Origin of the sequence: Streptomyces sp. NPDC048643, assembly GCF_040650615.1 — a bacterium.
Lineage (GTDB): Bacteria > Actinomycetota > Actinomycetes > Streptomycetales > Streptomycetaceae > Streptomyces.
Genome location: NZ_JBEZHO010000041.1, coordinates 62,459 through 78,124, shown reverse-complemented (window position 1 = coordinate 78,124; position 15,666 = coordinate 62,459). Strand labels below are relative to the sequence as shown.

Sequence of the window (15,666 nt, the reverse complement as noted above, 5' to 3'; positions counted from 1 at the left end):
GAGGCGTTGAAGGAGTTCGACCTCTCGCGCAAGGAGGCCGAGCGGAGCAAGAACATGTTCGCGCTGGGGTTGTTGTCGTGGATGTACAACCGGCCCACGGAGGGTACGGAGAGGTTCCTGGCGACGAAGTTCGCGAAGAAGCCTCAGATCGCGGCGGCGAACCTGGCGGCTTTCAGGGCGGGTTGGAACTTCGGGGAGACGACGGAGGATTTCGCGGTCTCCTACGAGGTGGCTCCGGCAGCGCAGACGTTCCCGACGGGTACGTACCGCAACATCTCGGGGAACCTGGCGCTGTCCTACGGTCTGATCGCGGCGTCGCGGCAGACGGATCTGCCGTTGTATCTGGGTTCGTATCCGATCACTCCGGCGTCCGACATCCTGCATGAGCTGAGCCGGCACAAGAACTTCGGTGTGCGCACGTTCCAGGCGGAGGACGAGATCGCGGGCATCGGGGCAGCGCTGGGCGCCGCCTTCGGCGGTTCGCTGGCGGTCACGACGACGTCGGGGCCGGGTGTGGCACTGAAGTCGGAGACGATCGGACTGGCCGTCTCACTCGAACTCCCGCTGCTGGTCATCGACATCCAGCGGGGCGGACCCTCGACCGGCCTGCCGACCAAGACCGAGCAGGCCGACCTGTTGCAGGCGATGTACGGCCGCAACGGCGAAGCACCGGTCCCGATCGTCGCGCCCAAGACGCCGGCCGACTGTTTCGACGCGGCCATCGAGGCGGCCCGGATCGCCCTGGCCTACCGGACGCCCGTGCTGCTCCTGTCGGACGGCTACCTCGCCAACGGCAGCGAACCCTGGCGGGTCCCCGAGGTGGACGAACTCCCTGACCTGCGCGTCCAGTTCGCCCAGGGTCCGAACCACACCCTGGACGACGGCACCGAGGTGTTCTGGCCGTACAAGCGCGACCCGCAGACACTGGCACGGCCGTGGGCGATCCCCGGAACACCGGGGCTTGAGCACCGGATCGGCGGGATCGAGAAGCAGGACGGCAGCGGGAACATCTCCTACGACCCCGCCAACCACGAGTTCATGGTCCGCACCCGCCAGGCCAAGATCGACGGGATCGACGTCCCCGACCTCGACATCGACGACCCCACCGCGGGTACCGACGAGGCCGCCGACACCCTTGTCCTGGGCTGGGGTTCCACCTACGGGCCCATCACCGCGGCCGTGCGCCGACTGCGTGCCGCGGGCGTTCCCATCGCGCAGGCCCATCTGCGCCACCTCAACCCCTTCCCGCACAACCTGGGCGAGGTGCTGGGGCGTTACGACAAGGTGGTGATCCCGGAGATGAACCTCGGGCAGCTCGCCACCCTGATCCGGGCCAAGTACCTGGTGGACGCCCAGTCGTTCAACCAGGTCAACGGCATGCCGTTCAAGGCCGAGCAGCTCGCCACGGCTCTCAAGGAGGCCATCGATGGCTGAGACGTCCACGGAAGGCACGGGCACGATCGAGGCGCTCTCACTCGTCCCCAAGGCCGAGGCCAGACAGTCCATGAAGGACTTCAAGTCCGATCAGGAGGTGCGCTGGTGCCCGGGCTGTGGTGACTACGCGATCCTCGCGGCCGTGCAGGGGTTCATGCCCGAGCTGGGTCTGGCGAAGGAGAACATCGTCTTCGTCTCCGGGATCGGCTGCTCCTCGCGTTTCCCGTACTACATGAACACCTACGGGATGCACTCGATCCACGGTCGGGCCCCCGCGATCGCCACCGGACTCGCCTCCTCGCGCCGGGACTTGTCCGTGTGGGTGGTCACCGGGGACGGCGACGCGCTGTCCATCGGCGGCAACCACCTCATCCACGCCCTGCGCCGCAACGTGAACCTGAAGATCCTGCTGTTCAACAACCGGATCTACGGGCTGACCAAGGGCCAGTACTCGCCGACCTCCGAGGTCGGGAAGATCACCAAGTCGACTCCGATGGGCTCGCTGGACGCGCCGTTCAACCCGGTGTCGCTGGCGATCGGCGCGGAGGCCTCGTTCGTGGCCCGCACGGTCGACTCCGACCGCAAGCACCTCACCGACGTGCTGCGCCAGGCCGCCGCCCACCCGGGTACCGCGCTGGTGGAGATCTACCAGAACTGCAACATCTTCAACGACGGCGCCTTCGAGGTCCTCAAGGACAAGCAGCAGGCCGAGGAAGCCGTCATCCGCCTCGAACACGGCCGGCCCATCACCTTCGGCACCGACGACTCCAAGGGCGTCGTCCGCGACCCGGCCACCGGCGACCTGAAGGTCGTGGCCGTCACCGACGAGACCCGGGCGCAGATCCTCGTCCACGACGCCCACTCCCCCAGCCCCACCACCGCGTTCGCGCTGTCACGGCTCGCCGACCCCGACACCCTGCACCACACCCCCATCGGGGTGCTCCGCTCGGTCGAACGGCCGGTCTACGACACGCAGATGACCGACCAGCTCGACACGGCCATCGAGCAGAACGGCAAGGGAGACCTCGCCGCGCTGCTCGCGGGCGGCGACACGTGGACGGTCGTGGGCTGAGGCCCGCCCCGGACCACGAACGGCTCGGCCGATCGCTTCGGCCGAGCCGCGACGGCGTTTCCGACAGGCCCGGGCCCCGAGTGCCCGGGCCTCGTCGTACGCCGAATTCCTAAGAGACGACCCTGGCCTTCAGCGCCCGGGCCTCGTCGTACTCGACGCGGGACCGTTCGACGTCGGCCATGCGCACCTTGGTCCACGCGGCGAGTCCCCGCACCTGTTCCGCGGCCTCGCGGCCCAGCTCGGTGAGCGAGTAGTCGACGCGCGGCGGGATCACCGGCTTCGCGTCACGGTGGACCAGCCCGTCCCGCTCCAGGGTCTGCAGCGTCTGGGTCAGCATCTTCTCGCTGACCGCCCTGCCGACCCGGCCCACCGCCCTGCGCAGCTCGCTGAACCGGTACGGGCGCTCCAGCAGCTCGATCAGGACGAGGACGCCCCAGCGGCTGGTGACATGTTCCAGGACCAGGCGGTAGGGACACATCGCCTCACCGGCGTCGTACCCCTCCGCTGTCTTGCTGCTTACGACCATGCCAGTACCTTACTTCAAGGTGGGTACTTTCCAACAGTTAGTGCAGCTCTTATGGTGAGTGTCATCCGCACCCCACAAGGAGATGCACGTCATGAGCATTGTCGTCACCGGAGCCACCGGACACCTCGGCCGTCACGTCGTCGAGCAGCTGCTGGAGAAGATCCCGGCCGAGCAGATCACCGCCGTCGTGCGCGACGAGGCCAAGGCCGCCGACCTCGCGGCACGGGGCGTACGGCTCGCGGTCGCCGACTACAACGCGCCCGCCACCTTCGACGGCCTGTTCTCGGCCGGCGACAAGGTGCTGCTGATCTCGGGCAACGAGTTCGACAAGGGCCGCGTCGGGCAGCACCAGGTCGTCATCGACGCCGCCAAGGCGGCCGGTGTCGCCCTCCTCGTCTACACGAGCGCCCCCGGTGACCTCACCGCGGCCCTCGCCGACGACCACCGTGCCACCGAAGAGGTCCTCCTCGCCTCCGGAGTGCCCTACACCCTGCTGCGCAACGGCTGGTACCACGAGAACTACACCGAGAACCTCGCCCCCGTCCTGGAGCACAACGCCGTCGTGCAGGCCGCCGGTGACGGCCGGATCGCCTCCGCCTCGCGCGCCGACTACGCCGCCGCCGCGGTCGCGGTGCTGACCGGCGAGGGCCACGAGAACGCGACGTACGAGCTGAGCGGCGACGAGGCGTGGGGATTCGTCGAGTACGCCGCCGAACTGAGCCGGCAGACCGGCAAGGAGATCGTCTACAGCCCCGTCTCCCCCGAGGCCTTCGCCGGCATCCTGACCGGCGCCGGGCTGCCCGAGGTCCTCGCCGGGATCCTCACGGGCGTCGAGTCCTCCATCGAGAAGGGCGAGCTGGCCGCCACCAGCGGCGATCTGTCGCGGCTGACCGGGCGCCCGACCACGCCGCTCGCGGAAGCCGTCGCCGCCGGACTCAAGGGCTGACCCTGCCGGCAGGAGGGCCGATCCCGTCGGGGCCGACGGACCGATCGGCCGCCCGCCCGCCGCGGACCCGGGGTACCGGGGCCACACCTGCGCCTGTCATGACCGTATGGCGATACGGGCATGACAGGCGCAGGTGTGCGGCGCTACCTTCTTGGAGGCCGCACGCAGGGTTCCGACGGCTCGGGACCTGCCGGGCGGTGGGGGCGCGGTGGGCGTCCGAGACACGCGCGAGAAGGAGTTGCCGGTGGCCGGGAAGCCGAGGGGCGAGCAGCACATAGGTCTGCTGAACGGCTTCGCCGCCTATGGCATGTGGGGGCTCGTCCCCCTCTTCTGGCCGCTGCTCAAACCGGCCGGAGCGGCCGAGATCCTCGCCCACCGGATGGCCTGGTCGCTGGTCGTCGTCGGCGCCGCGCTGCTCGTCATGCGGCGGTGGGCCTGGGCGGGCGAGCTGGTGCGGCAGCCGCGCAAGCTGGGCCTCGTCACCGTCGCCGCCGCGGTCATCACCGTCAACTGGGGCGTCTACATCTGGGCGGTGAACTCCGGGCACGTGGTCGAGGCCTCGCTCGGGTACTTCATCAACCCCCTCGTCACGATCGCGATGGGCGTGCTGCTCCTCAAGGAACGGCTGCGGCCGGTGCAGTGGGCCGCCGTCGGGGTCGGGCTCGCCGCCGTCGTCGTGCTGACCATCGGATACGGCAGGCCGCCGTGGATCTCCCTCTGCCTCGCCTTCTCCTTCGCCACGTACGGCCTCGCGAAGAAGAAGGTCAACCTCGGCGGCATCGAGTCGCTCGCCGCCGAGACCGCGATCCAGTTCCTTCCGGCGGTGGCGTACCTGCTCTGGCTGGGGTCACGGGGTGACGCGACGTTCGGCAGCGAGGGCGCGGGGCATGCGGCACTGCTCGCGGCGACCGGCGTGGTCACCGCGATCCCCCTCGTCTGCTTCGGCGCCGCCGCGATCCGCGTGCCGCTGTCCACGCTCGGCCTGCTCCAGTACCTGGCGCCCGTCTTCCAGTTCCTCCTCGGCATCTTCTACTTCCACGAGGCCATGCCCGCCGAGCGGTGGGCCGGGTTCGCGCTCGTCTGGGTCGCCCTGTCGCTGCTGACGTTCGACGCGTTGCGGACGGCCCGGCGGGGGGCACTGGCGCTGCGGGAGTCCGCCCGGGCGGAGGCCGCCGCCACCGGGGTGGCGGTTCCTGTCGTACGGGAGCGCGCGTAGCGCTGCGCCGGGCCGTTGGGGTGCGGTCCCGGTGCATCGGAAGAATCAGCCCCTCCGGCGTTTGCGGAGCGGGGTCCGGGGCGGAGCCCCGGGTTCGGGCCGGGTAGGGGCGGAGGGGGCGAAAAGCTGCTTCACGCGCGAGGGGCGTGAAGGGTGCGTATAAGTGAAGGCATGACGCCGACTCCCGTACCCGTCCACTGGAAACTCGTCATCGACGCAGCCGACCCCCACGCACAGGCCGACTTCTGGTCCGCCGCGCTCGGATACACGGTCGAGGACAACAGCGCCCTCATCGAGCAGTTGCTCGGTCTGGGTGCCCTGCCGGCCGAGGCCACCGTCGACTTCCACGGCCGCCCGGCCTTCCGGGACCTGATCGCCGTACGGCATCCCGACGACCCCTACGACACCGAGCGCGGCACCGGTCTCGGGCGCAGGATCCTCTTCCAGCGGGTCCCCGAACCCAAGACGGGCAAGAACCGCCTCCACCTCGACCTGCACCCCGGCGAGGGACGCCGTGACGACGAGGTCGAGCGGCTGGGCGCCCTGGGGGCGAACATCCTGCGGGACGTGAAGGAACCGTCCGGCGCGTGGGTGGTGATGGCGGACCCCGAGGGGAACGAGTTCTGCGTGCACTGACGGGCCCGCACGGACTCGGTCCTCAGCGGTGGTGGGCGCGTGTCGGTGCCGGGGCGGCTGTCTGCCGGGCGGCGGGCGGCCTGCGGGTCATTTCCCTGGTCGTCTCGACGCGCTCCTCGTTCAGGGCGTGCGCGGCGGCCGGGGTCGGCCCCGAGCGCAGATGCGCCGCCACCGTCGGCGGCAGCTTTCCACCGACCGCCAGATCGGTCGCGACGTGGGAGCGAAGCGCCGCGACCACCGCCAGGTGACGCCGCAGCCGCTCCGGAGTGAGCGACGCCACGGAGACGTTCACGGCGGCGCGAACGTCCGCCGGGTTCGTCGGGATGGGCGCGGCTCCCTCGGAGTTCGGCGTGCGGGAGCCGGTCGCTGCCGCCGTGCGGCTCCGAGCGTTCCGGCCGCCGGGACGGCCCGAGGGGTCGGAGACCGGCGGCTGGACCGTGCGCCAACTCATCGTGCCGGTCATTTCGTTGACGCTCACCTCCACGCGGGGGCGCGGGACCGTCCGGGTGGGAGCGCGGTGGGCCACCGGTGAGCGGCTGTACGCGGCGGTGGCCCGGGCCCGGTCGAGCACGGGAGCGGGGAGAGCGCCAGAGGCGGGCGCGGCCTCGCGCGCGGAAGGGGTGCGCGTGAGCTGCTGTGACGGGAGGGCGGTCCTGCTCCCGGCCTCTCCGACGGACCTCTCGGCGTCCTCGGCTCGCTCGCCGCCGGGCACTCTCCTCTTTCCCGATCGCCTCCCCATCGGCTGATCCCCTTCCGTCACCGGTGCCCGTGGGTCTGCTCCTTCCCCTTCCTTCCCCCTGATGCGCCGTGGTCACTCGCTCCGGGGGCGGGGAAGGGCGGTCAGGAAGCGTCGTTCACAGGGCGCGGGCGCGTTCGGCGAGGCGGCCCATGCGGGTACGGGCCGAATCCAGTTGTCCGATGTCGTCGGCCGCCGGGCCACCGTCGGCGGCGAGTTCGGTCCAGACGCCGATCAGGTCCCGCCCGAGGTGCAGGCCCTGGAGCGGGTCGCGCACGGCCCGCCACGCGGTGGCCGCGCTCTGCACGTTGCCGTACGCGCCCTCCGCGTCGCGCTGACGCCGCCGCACCCGCGCCAGATCGAGCGACAGGTGGAACGCCCTCAGCGCGTCACCGGCCAAGTAGGCGATGTAGGCGGTCAGTTCGCGCAGCTTCAGCACCTCGGGGTGCTCCTCGCCGAGCGCCTGTGCCGCTGCCGCGACCGTGCGTTCCGCCGTCGTCGCGGCCTCGTCGATACGGCCCATCCTCACGGCTTCGTTGATCCGCGCGACGGGCTCCGCGGAGAACGCCGTCGTGCCGCCCTGCCCCGGATCCGAGGCGTCCGGGTTCGGCGCGAGCACCGCCTCGGCCACGGCGTCGAAGCCGCGCACGGGAGCGGGCTTCGGCTCCGGTTCCCGTTCGGGAGCGAGCAGGGACAGTGCCTCCATCGCGGGGGCCGACGGCTTCGGCGCGGGGGCGGACGGCGGCTCGACGACGGGATCCATCACCGGTGCCGGTCCGAACCGGCCCAGCGGGGCGGGCGCCGGTTCCGGCGCCGACCGCAGCACCTGGGTCACCCCACCGCCGGGCAAGGGCAGGGACTCCGGCTCGGCCTCGTGCTCGAAGTACGGCTGCGGCCGCGTCTTGCGCAGGACCACGGTGGAGGGGGCGGAGGTCACGGGCTTCACCGTTTCGGCGGGCTGGATCGGCTCGGCGGGCTCGGACACCCTCGCGGGTGCCGGTGCGGATGCGGATGCCGGTGCGGATGCGGGTGCGGGTTCGGACGCGGGTACAGGCGGGGGCGCGGGTGCCGTCCGCGGGGCCGGCGACGCCCCTTCCGGGCGCGGTGGTGTCCCCTCCGGGCGCGCTGGTGTCCGTACCGGCTCCCCCGTATAGCGGCTGGAGCCGTCGACGGACACCTGGAGCGGTACGACGAAGCCGATGCGTTCGTCGTGGACGCTGGCGAGGACAGGGTGGCCGACAGCCAGCGCGAGGCGGTGGAGGTGTCTGAGGATGGCGGCCTGCACCGGCTCACCCTGCTTGGCCACGATCGGCCTTCCGTCGGCCGTCGCCACGGCGGAGGCGCCGTCGCCGGACGCCGAGGCGGCGGGCGTCGCCGGTACGCGCACCTCGATCGGGGTCTCCCCGGTGGCCGGCCGCCCCCCGGCACCGGCCGCCGGGTACTGCCGCTGAGGTTCTCGCTGCTGATCGCGGCTGAGTCGAGACATCGGTTCCCTCACGAAGGGGTGGTCGGGGGCGAGGACGGGATCGGGTGCGGGGGCGAGGAACAGGGCGGTGACGGTGGGCGCGGTGTGTCCGCCGCCGACGCCGTGGAGGCGGGCCGGCGGAGCGGGTACGGGCCGCGGCCGAACGGGGTCGCGGCAGTGACGGTGGTCCCTGTGCTCGTACCCGCTCGGCAGCTCGTACGCACACCCCTGCTACGCCACCCGGTCGCTCCCGTGCGCGTGGCCCTCATCCTCGCCTCCTTCCACCCTTCCGTCCCCGCCGGGGTTCCGGATCCACGGACGGCCGTTCCTGGCGCCGTGGGGCGGGTGTGCGGACCGGTCGAGCGGCTCCCGCCGTCCCACCATCAGCCCCTGCCGCCCCACGGTCCGGTCGGCCACGCCTACAACCGAGTCTCCCCGCTCCCACCCGTTTCCCAGGTCACCACGACGTCACAGGCTCGTCCCAGGGCAGGTCGGGCCCCCTGGACAACTAGATGCGTACGCATATATTGTCCACGCATGCAGTCGTCGCGTCGCGTTCCGTGGCGCGTACCCCAGGGGGAGCCATGACCCGGAATTTCCTGTTCGTGCTGGGCAGCAGCCGCGCCGAGGGCAACACCGAGCTGCTCGCCCGCAGGGCCGCCGAGCAACTGCCGCCGGACGTCGGGCAGCGCTGGCTGAACCTGGCCGAGCACACGCTCCCCGACTTCGTGGACCTGCGCCGCGACAGCGACCACGTCCGTCCGCCCACCGGAACCGTCCCGGGGCTGCTCCTCGACGCCACGCTCGCGGCCACCGACATCGTGATCGCCTCGCCGCTGTACTGGTACTCGGTGTCCGGCCTCACCAAGCGGTACCTGGACTACTGGTCGGGCTGGCTCCGTACGCCCGGCATCGACTTCAAGGAGACGCTCGCCGGGCGCACCCTGTGGGGTGTCACCGCCCTCGCGCACGAGGAGCAGGCGGTCGCCGACCCGCTGGTGGGAACGCTGAACAACTCGGCCGCCTACATGGGGATGCGGTTCGGCGGGGTCCTGCTCGGCAACGGCAGCCGGCGCGGCGACGTCCTGAACGACGCCGACGCCCTGGCCCGCGCGAAGACCTTCTTCGCGCAGGAACCGCCGCTCGCCCGCTTCCCGTACGAGGGGTGAGCGCCCCGCGTCCGGGTGCCGTCAGGCGGTGATGTCCTTGGCCGTGAACCGCGCCCACGCCGCCGAACCGAACACGGCCGCGTACAAGGCCTGGAGGCCGAGGTTGCGGGTCAGGTCGTCCCAGTAGACCGGGTCGCGCATGAGGTCGGCGAAGGACAGCCAGTAGTGGGAGAAGAAGTACGGCTGGAGCGCGTGCAGTTGCGGGATCTGATCGAGGATCTGGATGGTGATCAGCAGGCCGACCGTCGTCGCCATGGCCGCGATGCCGCTGTTGGTGAGGGTCGAGACGAACAGGCCGAGCGCGGCGACGCCGATCAGTGACGCGGCGACGACGAGGGCGATGAGCAGCGCCCGTCCGAGGCCCTCGGTGAAGCTGATGCGGGTGCCGGAGATGGTGGTCAGCTCGCCCAGCGGGAACAGCAACGCGCCCACCGTGAGCGCCGACACCGCCACGACCAGGGTCGCGACCAGGCAGAACGTCATCGTGGTCGCGTACTTGGTGAGGAGCAACCGGGTGCGGCCCGCGGGTGCGACGAGGAGATAGCGCAAGGTGCCCGCGTTGGCCTCGCCGGCGATCGCGTCACCGGCGATGACCCCGACCGCCATCGGCAGGAAGAAGGGGAGGGTCGCGGCCAGCGCCGTGAACACCAGGAACAGACCGTTGTTGGTGATCTGCGCGATGAACGCGGGGCCCTCGCCGCCGCCTCCGCCCGCGGACGAACCGTCGCTCGTCTCGATCCGGATCGCCACGCCGATGAGGATCGGCACGGCCGCGAGCACACCGAGCAGGGCGATCGTCCGCCAGCGCCGGAAAGTGGTGACCAGCTCGCTGCGGAAGAGGCCGAGGGTCCAGAGGGGGTTCGGCCTGCGTCCGGCCTCGGGGGTGCGTGCCGCGGTGGCGGCGGCGCGTGTCGACGTCGGGTCCGGCCCGCCCGTCCCCGCGGTGGCCTGCGCGCCCGGTGCCGACCCCGCCGCGGCGCCGGCTCCCTCCCCGGTGCGGCCCGTCTCCGGAAGGCTCTCAGCCCGCGACATCGAAGCCCTCCCCCGTCAGTGCCACGAAGGCGTCCTCCAGCGAGGCCCGTTCGACCCCGAAGCCGCGGACCCGGACGCCCGCCGTGACCAACGCTGCGTTCAGTTCGGCGAGTTCACGGTCCGGTGGATCGGCGGCCACGCCTGTCTCCGTCACGACGAGATCCGTCACACCCTGCTCCTTGAGGACCCGGGCCGCGTCTCCCGCGTCCGGGGTGGTCACGACCAGCCGTCCGCGTGCGCCCGCCGCGAGGTCGGCGACGGCGCCCTGGGTGATGAGCCGTCCCTGCGCCATCACGGCGGCGTGGGTGCAGACCTGCTCGATCTCGTCGAGGAGGTGCGAGGAGAGGAAGACGGTGGTGCCGTCGGAGGCCAGCTCCCTGACCAGGGAGCGGATCTCGCGCATGCCCTGCGGGTCGAGACCGTTGGTCGGTTCGTCCAGGACGAGCAGCCGGCGGGGCTGGAGCAGCGCGGCCGCGAGCCCGAGCCGCTGCTTCATGCCCAGGGAGTACGCCTTCGCCTTCTTGGCGCCCGCCGCGGTCAGTCCGACCCGGTCGAGGGCGGCGGCGACACGGGTCCGCCGGGTGCGGGGGTCGGCCGCCGGGTCTGCGGCGTCGTAGCGCAGGAGGTTGTCCCGCCCGGAGAGGAAGCCGTACAGCGCGGGGCCCTCGATGAGGGCCCCGACGTGCGGGAGCACGGCCCGCGTGGCTCGGGGCATGGGCTGCCCCAGGACACGGGCCGTGCCCGAGGTCGGCGCGATCAGGCCCATCAGCATGCGGATGGTGGTGGTCTTGCCCGAGCCGTTCGGCCCGAGGAAGCCGAAGACGCTGCCCGCCGGGACGGTCAGGTCCAGACCGTCCACGGCGAGCTGTCCGCCGCGGTAGCGCTTGCTCAGTGAGCGCGTCGCGATCACCGCGTCGTCGTCGGACACGGTGCCGCGCGCGGCGTTCGCCGGATCGTGCTCGGCGGCGGACAGCTCCTCCATGGGCTCCCTCGGTTCGGCGTGCCTGCGGGACTCAGTGGGCCGCGTCGGCCGCCTTCACCAGCGCGGCCTTGGTGACGGCACCGGCGTACACCTTGCCGTCGTCCGTGATCAGCGCGTTGACCAGGCGGGTGGAGAAGACCGTGCCCGAGCCGAACTTTCCGGTGACGTGGTCGCCCAGCGAGTTCAGGAAACCGTCGACGTCGCTGTTGCCGGACGAGCCCTTCGCGCCGGACGGCACACCCTGGCCGCCCGTGTCGAACTCCGCGATGGTGCTCCAGCCCTTGCCGATGGTCTTCACTCCGTCGCGGCCCTCGGCCAGGTCCTTGTCGCCCTTGGGGAGCGTCTTGTCGCCCTGGCGGAACGCCTTGTCCGGACCCTGGTGCCGCGTCTTCCCGGCACCCTTGTGGTCGTCGCCCTCGGTGACCTTCGCGCCCTTCGGCGGGGTGAAGGCGAAGGTCGACGCGGCCGGCCGGGAGAAGTCGACCTTGGTGAAGCCCGCGTCCACGACGGCCGCGCCACCGCTCGCCGGGGTCAGCGTGAACTTCAGCGGCAGCCCGGTCTTCGCGTCCACCGCGATGCTGATCGCGCCGACCGTGGAGCCGGACTGCCGGGGCTTGACGACCAGCTTGTACGCGTCGCGGCCCGCGACCTGCGCGGTGCCGTCGACCGTCACGGACGTCGTGTCGTCCACGGACTTGAGGGCCTCGTCGGCGAGGTCCTTCGGCGTGGCCGGGACGTCGTGCGGCGCCTTGCCCTTCACGTCCGCGGACTCGGGGGCGGTCGCGTGGTAGACCTCGTTCGACTTGCTGTCGTACCCCCACACGTCCTTGCCGTTGTGGATGACGCTGTACTCGGCGGCGTTGTCGAGGAGGGAGACCTTGCCCTTGTCGGGGCCGTCGGCGGCGACGCGCAGCGTGTGCGTGCCGGAGGCCAGCTCCATGAGCTTGGACTGCGGGTCGGCGGTGGAGCCGCCGTCGCCCTTGACGGCGCCGGACGCGAAGCCGCTCGCCAGGCCGCCCAGGTCGGGCAGTCCCAGGTCGGTGGTGATCTTGACCGTGCCGGACAGCTGCTGGACGTCGGACTTGGCGATCTTCTCGATGAGTTGCTGCGCGGTGACCTTCGGCAGGTCGGGGTCTCCGGACGAGGCGAGTGCGGGGACGAGCCCGATGGTCGCCGCCGCCACCCCCACCACCGCGACCGGAACGACGTACCGCGCGGCCCTGTGTCGCCCGGAGCGCACGTCGTCGGCCTCGTCGTCGGCCTTCGCGCTGTCGTCGGTTTCGTACGGTGCCATGTGTGCCTTACCTCCGTCGTCGGCGGCGGCTCTGTGGTCCTGTCCCTGCTCCACCCCTGAGCCGCCATTCTCACCCGAACCGGTGAGGAGTGGTGTTCTCCATATGACCAAATCGGCGCGATGGAAGCGTCAGCCCGCGGAATCAACTCCGCGTAGTCCTGCGGTATGACACGAGAGGGCGGCGCCTGCCCCGACCCGTAGGGGTCGTACCGGGGCAGGCGCCGCCCTCTTCGCACGGCGGGTCGTCGGCGGCCCCGGCAGGACCGCCGGGAACGCCCTTGTCAGCTCGGGAAACAGGCCGGTGGGCGGCTCAGCCGGCCCGGTGCACCACGGCGTCCGCCAGCTCGACCAGGGCGGCCTTGGCGTCGCACTCGGGCAGCGGGGCCAGCGCGGAGCGCGCGTCCTCCGCGTACCGCACCGTGTCGCGGCGGGCCTGCTCCAGCGCGGGGTGCTCCCGCAGCCGGGTCAGCGCCTCCGCGTGCCGCGCGTCGTCCGTCAGGTCGGAGTCCAGCAGCTCGCACAGCGCGATGTCCTCGGCGAGGCCCAGCCGCTCCGCGCGCTCCCGCAGCCGCAGCACCGGCAGCGTGGGGATGCCCTCGCGCAGGTCGGTCCCCGGGGTCTTGCCCGACTCGTGCGACTCGGAGGCGATGTCGAGGACGTCGTCCGCGAGCTGGAAGGCGACGCCGAGGCGCTCGCCGTACTGCGTCAGCACGTCGACGACCGTCTCGTCGGCGCCCGACATCATCGCCCCGAAGCGGCACGCGACAGCGACCAGCGAGCCGGTCTTGCCGCTCAGCACGTCGAGGTAGTGATCGACCGGGTCCCGGCCGTCGCGCGGTCCCGCGGTCTCCAGGATCTGGCCGGTCACCAGCCGCTCGAACGCCTCGGCCTGGATACGGACCGCGTCGGGCCCGAGGTCGGCCAGGATGTACGAGGCGCGGGCGAAGAGGAAGTCTCCGGTGAGGACGGCCACCGAGTTGCCCCAGCGGGCGTTCGCGCTGTCGACACCGCGCCTGACCTCGGCCTCGTCCATCACGTCGTCGTGGTACAGCGTGGCGAGATGGGTCAGCTCGACAACCACGGCCGAGGGCACGACACCCGGCGCGTAGGGATCACCGAACTGGGCGGCGAGCATCACGAGCAGCGGCCTGAACCGCTTCCCCCCGGCACGCACGAGATGCTGGGCGGCTTCCGTGATGAAGGGGACCTCGCTCTTGGTGGCTTCGAGCAAACCCTCCTCGACAGCCGCCAATCCGGCCTGGACATCGGCTTCGAGAGCCTGGTCCCGCACGCTCAGCCCGAACGGCCCGACGACGGTCACGAGAGGTTCTCCTGTCTGCTGACGATCACATGGCGAACTCGGTCGATCATTCGGTCGATGACACGGTTTGTCGATGTGTCGCTGCCATCACTCAAGTCAGCGTATCCGGTCACGTTTCGATCACCACGAGCGCCCACCGTCCCCCGGCCGAGTCGGTTCCGCCAGGAGGTACACGGGATGACACCTGTAGGGCACACGCAACACACCCGTGTGCCTCGCTCTGCGAGTACCCCTACTCCCGGGCAGTATCCGAGAGCCGACGGTATGTTCATGATCAGTTGATATGAGCTGACATACGCAGACATGTACCGAGGTACGCGGAAGAGGGTGCCAGTGTCCCGTAGCTCCGTGGAAGCCGAACCCGGCCCGCCCCCGGCCGACGACACCGCCTTCTTCGGCCAGCCGAGGGGGCTCCTGACGCTCTCCGGCCTGGAGGTCTGGGAGCGCTTCTCGTTCCTCGGCATGCAGGCGATCCTGGTCCTCTACTTCGCCGACACCGTGGCACACGGCGGGCTCGGCATGGCGCCGGGCACCGCGGCCTCGGTGTCGGCGGCCTACGGAACGCTCGTCTACCTGGTCTCCGTCGCCGGCGGCTGGCTCGCCGACCGGATGCTCGGCGCGTACCGCGCGGTCCTGTGGGGCGGCATCCTGATCGCCTGCGGCCACTACGCCATGGCGATCCCGACGGCCGCCGCGACCTGGGCGGGCCTCGGCCTGATCAGCGCGGGAACCGGCCTGCTCAAGCCGAACGTCGCCACCATGGTCGGCAAGCTCTACCGGACCGACGACGAGCGCCGCGACGCCGGTTTCGCCCTCTACTACATGGCGATCAACATCGGCGCCTTCGCCGGCCCCCTCATCACCGCCTGGCTCGGCGACCACGAGGGCTGGCACTGGGGCTTCTCGGCGGCGGCGGTCGGCATGACGTTCGGCCTGATCCAGTACGTGGCGGGCCGCCGTCACCTGGCCGGGCGCACCCGGGCGGCGGAATTCGCCCTCGCGCCGGACGCCATGCGCCGCGCCGTCCGCGGGATCGTCCTCGGACTGCTGGCCGTCGCGGTCCTCGCCGTCCTCCTCGCCTCCGTCGGCTGGCTGACCATGGACCGCTTCGTCGACCTGCTGACCGTCATCTCGGTGATCCTGCCCGTCGTCTATTTCTGGGTGATGTTCACCAGCCCCCGGGTGACGTCCGAGGAACGCGGCAGGCTGCGCCCCTACGTGGTCCTCTTCCTCGCCTCGACCGTCTTCAACTTCATCCTCTTCCAGGCGTACTCGACGATGATCCTGCTGGCCTCGTCGAACGCCGAGTCGACCATCTTCGGCTTCGACTTCCCGGCCGGCTGGTACGCCTCCGCGCTGGGCGCCTTCGAGGTCGCCCTCGCGCCGGTGGTCGCCGCCGTCTGGATGCGGATGGGCAGCCGCCAGCCGCACGCCTCGAACAAGATCGCCCTCGGGGTCGTGCTCGGCGGTCTGTCGTTCCTGCTCATCGTGCTGCCGACCTCCGGCCACAGCGGGGACGACTACCTGATGTCGGTCTGGTGGATCGTCGGCTCCTACCTGCTGCTCGGCCTCGGTGACGTCCTCCTGGAGACGTCCGGCTTGTCGGCGACCACCAAGCTCGCCCCCGCCGCCTTCTCCAGTCAGACCATGTCCCTCTGGTTCCTGTCGCTCGCGCTCGCCAACGGCATCCAGGCCCAGACGGTGAAGCTCTACGACGACGTCTCCAAGCCCGCCTACTTCGGCGTCAACGGCGCGATCGCGGTGGCCGCGGGCCTGGCCGTGATGGCCCTCGCCCCCTGGCTCCGCCGCACGATGCATCCCGTCCACTGAGGTGACC

Annotated in this window: 14 protein-coding genes; 7 read left to right on the top strand and 7 right to left on the bottom strand. The window is 71.2% G+C overall.

Translation table 11 applies throughout. The features are described 5' to 3' along the window. Both AB0C62_RS31180 and AB0C62_RS31175 read left to right on the top strand, forming a co-directional pair. A partial coding sequence (locus AB0C62_RS31180; RefSeq protein WP_362978839.1) for a 2-oxoacid:acceptor oxidoreductase subunit alpha occupies nt 1-1,434 on the top strand: 1,434 nt, incomplete at its 5' end. Continuing rightward, nucleotides 1,427-2,506, top strand: coding sequence for a 2-oxoacid:ferredoxin oxidoreductase subunit beta (locus AB0C62_RS31175; RefSeq protein ID WP_362978837.1), 1,080 nt, complete (start codon nt 1,427-1,429; stop codon nt 2,504-2,506). The genes AB0C62_RS31180 and AB0C62_RS31175, both read left to right, overlap by 8 nt. A gap of 109 nt (nt 2,507-2,615) precedes the next feature. Here the strand turns inward: AB0C62_RS31175 and AB0C62_RS31170 are convergent, their stop codons facing one another. Continuing rightward, nucleotides 2,616-3,032, bottom strand: coding sequence for a helix-turn-helix domain-containing protein (locus tag AB0C62_RS31170; RefSeq protein WP_362978835.1), 417 nt, complete (start codon nt 3,030-3,032; stop codon nt 2,616-2,618). 91 nt (nt 3,033-3,123) lie between these two features. Here AB0C62_RS31170 and AB0C62_RS31165 point away from each other — a divergent pair, with 91 nt between their 5' ends. The 3 genes from AB0C62_RS31165 (at nt 3,124) to AB0C62_RS31155 (ending at nt 5,830) form a co-directional block, all read left to right on the top strand. Beyond that, nucleotides 3,124-3,978, top strand: a complete 855-nt coding sequence (locus tag AB0C62_RS31165; protein WP_362978833.1) for an SDR family oxidoreductase — start codon at nt 3,124-3,126, stop codon at nt 3,976-3,978. A gap of 244 nt (nt 3,979-4,222) precedes the next feature. Continuing rightward, entirely contained in the window at nt 4,223-5,194 is a 972-nt protein-coding gene (rarD, locus tag AB0C62_RS31160) for an EamA family transporter RarD (protein WP_362978831.1), read from the top strand. Nucleotides 5,195-5,365: 171 nt separating this feature from the next. Further along, nucleotides 5,366-5,830: a VOC family protein gene (locus AB0C62_RS31155; protein ID WP_362978829.1), complete on the top strand. Its 465-nt coding sequence runs from the start codon at nt 5,366-5,368 to the stop codon at nt 5,828-5,830. Nucleotides 5,831-5,852: 22 nt separating this feature from the next. On the opposite strand, the gene AB0C62_RS31150 is transcribed toward AB0C62_RS31155, so the two are convergent. Both AB0C62_RS31150 and AB0C62_RS31145 read right to left on the bottom strand, forming a co-directional pair. After that, nucleotides 5,853-6,293, bottom strand: coding sequence for a hypothetical protein (locus tag AB0C62_RS31150; RefSeq protein WP_362978826.1), 441 nt, complete (start codon nt 6,291-6,293; stop codon nt 5,853-5,855). Nucleotides 6,294-6,684: 391 nt separating this feature from the next. Next, nucleotides 6,685-8,052, bottom strand: coding sequence for a tetratricopeptide repeat protein (locus AB0C62_RS31145; RefSeq protein ID WP_362978824.1), 1,368 nt, complete (start codon nt 8,050-8,052; stop codon nt 6,685-6,687). 563 nt (nt 8,053-8,615) lie between these two features. On the opposite strand from AB0C62_RS31145, the gene AB0C62_RS31140 reads away from it, so the two are divergent. Further along, the gene (locus AB0C62_RS31140) at nt 8,616-9,200 is read left to right on the top strand and encodes an NAD(P)H-dependent oxidoreductase (protein WP_362978822.1); all 585 of its coding nucleotides are present in this window, start codon (nt 8,616-8,618) and stop codon (nt 9,198-9,200) included. Nucleotides 9,201-9,221: 21 nt separating this feature from the next. Here AB0C62_RS31140 and AB0C62_RS31135 read toward each other — a convergent pair whose 3' ends face one another. The 4 genes from AB0C62_RS31135 to AB0C62_RS31120 all read right to left on the bottom strand — a co-directional run bounded on the left by AB0C62_RS31135 (nt 9,222) and on the right by AB0C62_RS31120 (nt 13,829). Continuing rightward, complete coding sequence (locus AB0C62_RS31135) at nt 9,222-10,232, bottom strand: ABC transporter permease (RefSeq protein ID WP_362978820.1); 1,011 nt, start codon at nt 10,230-10,232, stop codon at nt 9,222-9,224. Further along, nucleotides 10,219-11,214, bottom strand: coding sequence for an ABC transporter ATP-binding protein (locus tag AB0C62_RS31130; RefSeq protein ID WP_362978818.1), 996 nt, complete (start codon nt 11,212-11,214; stop codon nt 10,219-10,221). Before AB0C62_RS31130 ends, AB0C62_RS31135 begins: the two co-directional genes overlap by 14 nt. Before the next feature lie 31 nt (nt 11,215-11,245). After that, the gene (locus AB0C62_RS31125) at nt 11,246-12,508 is read right to left on the bottom strand and encodes a DUF2092 domain-containing protein (RefSeq protein ID WP_362978816.1); all 1,263 of its coding nucleotides are present in this window, start codon (nt 12,506-12,508) and stop codon (nt 11,246-11,248) included. A gap of 310 nt (nt 12,509-12,818) precedes the next feature. Next, nucleotides 12,819-13,829: a polyprenyl synthetase family protein gene (locus tag AB0C62_RS31120; protein ID WP_081218804.1), complete on the bottom strand. Its 1,011-nt coding sequence runs from the start codon at nt 13,827-13,829 to the stop codon at nt 12,819-12,821. A gap of 333 nt (nt 13,830-14,162) precedes the next feature. Here AB0C62_RS31120 and AB0C62_RS31115 point away from each other — a divergent pair, with 333 nt between their 5' ends. Further along, nucleotides 14,163-15,659, top strand: coding sequence for a peptide MFS transporter (locus AB0C62_RS31115; RefSeq protein ID WP_362978814.1), 1,497 nt, complete (start codon nt 14,163-14,165; stop codon nt 15,657-15,659). Nucleotides 15,660-15,666: the final 7 nt, after the last annotated feature.

What these genes read in the sequence shown, in the direction of transcription:
- AB0C62_RS31175 (WP_362978837.1), top strand. Translation starts at nt 1,427, where the DNA reads ATGGCTGAGACGTCCACGGAAGGCACGGGCACGATCGAGGCGCTCTCA.
- AB0C62_RS31170 (WP_362978835.1), bottom strand. Translation starts at nt 3,032, where the DNA reads ATGGTCGTAAGCAGCAAGACAGCGGAGGGGTACGACGCCGGTGAGGCG.
- AB0C62_RS31165 (WP_362978833.1), top strand. Translation starts at nt 3,124, where the DNA reads ATGAGCATTGTCGTCACCGGAGCCACCGGACACCTCGGCCGTCACGTC.
- AB0C62_RS31155 (WP_362978829.1), top strand. Translation starts at nt 5,366, where the DNA reads ATGACGCCGACTCCCGTACCCGTCCACTGGAAACTCGTCATCGACGCA.
- AB0C62_RS31150 (WP_362978826.1), bottom strand. Translation starts at nt 6,293, where the DNA reads ATGACCGGCACGATGAGTTGGCGCACGGTCCAGCCGCCGGTCTCCGAC.
- AB0C62_RS31145 (WP_362978824.1), bottom strand. Translation starts at nt 8,052, where the DNA reads ATGTCTCGACTCAGCCGCGATCAGCAGCGAGAACCTCAGCGGCAGTAC.
- AB0C62_RS31140 (WP_362978822.1), top strand. Translation starts at nt 8,616, where the DNA reads ATGACCCGGAATTTCCTGTTCGTGCTGGGCAGCAGCCGCGCCGAGGGC.
- AB0C62_RS31135 (WP_362978820.1), bottom strand. Translation starts at nt 10,232, where the DNA reads ATGTCGCGGGCTGAGAGCCTTCCGGAGACGGGCCGCACCGGGGAGGGA.
- AB0C62_RS31130 (WP_362978818.1), bottom strand. Translation starts at nt 11,214, where the DNA reads ATGGAGGAGCTGTCCGCCGCCGAGCACGATCCGGCGAACGCCGCGCGC.
- AB0C62_RS31125 (WP_362978816.1), bottom strand. Translation starts at nt 12,508, where the DNA reads ATGGCACCGTACGAAACCGACGACAGCGCGAAGGCCGACGACGAGGCC.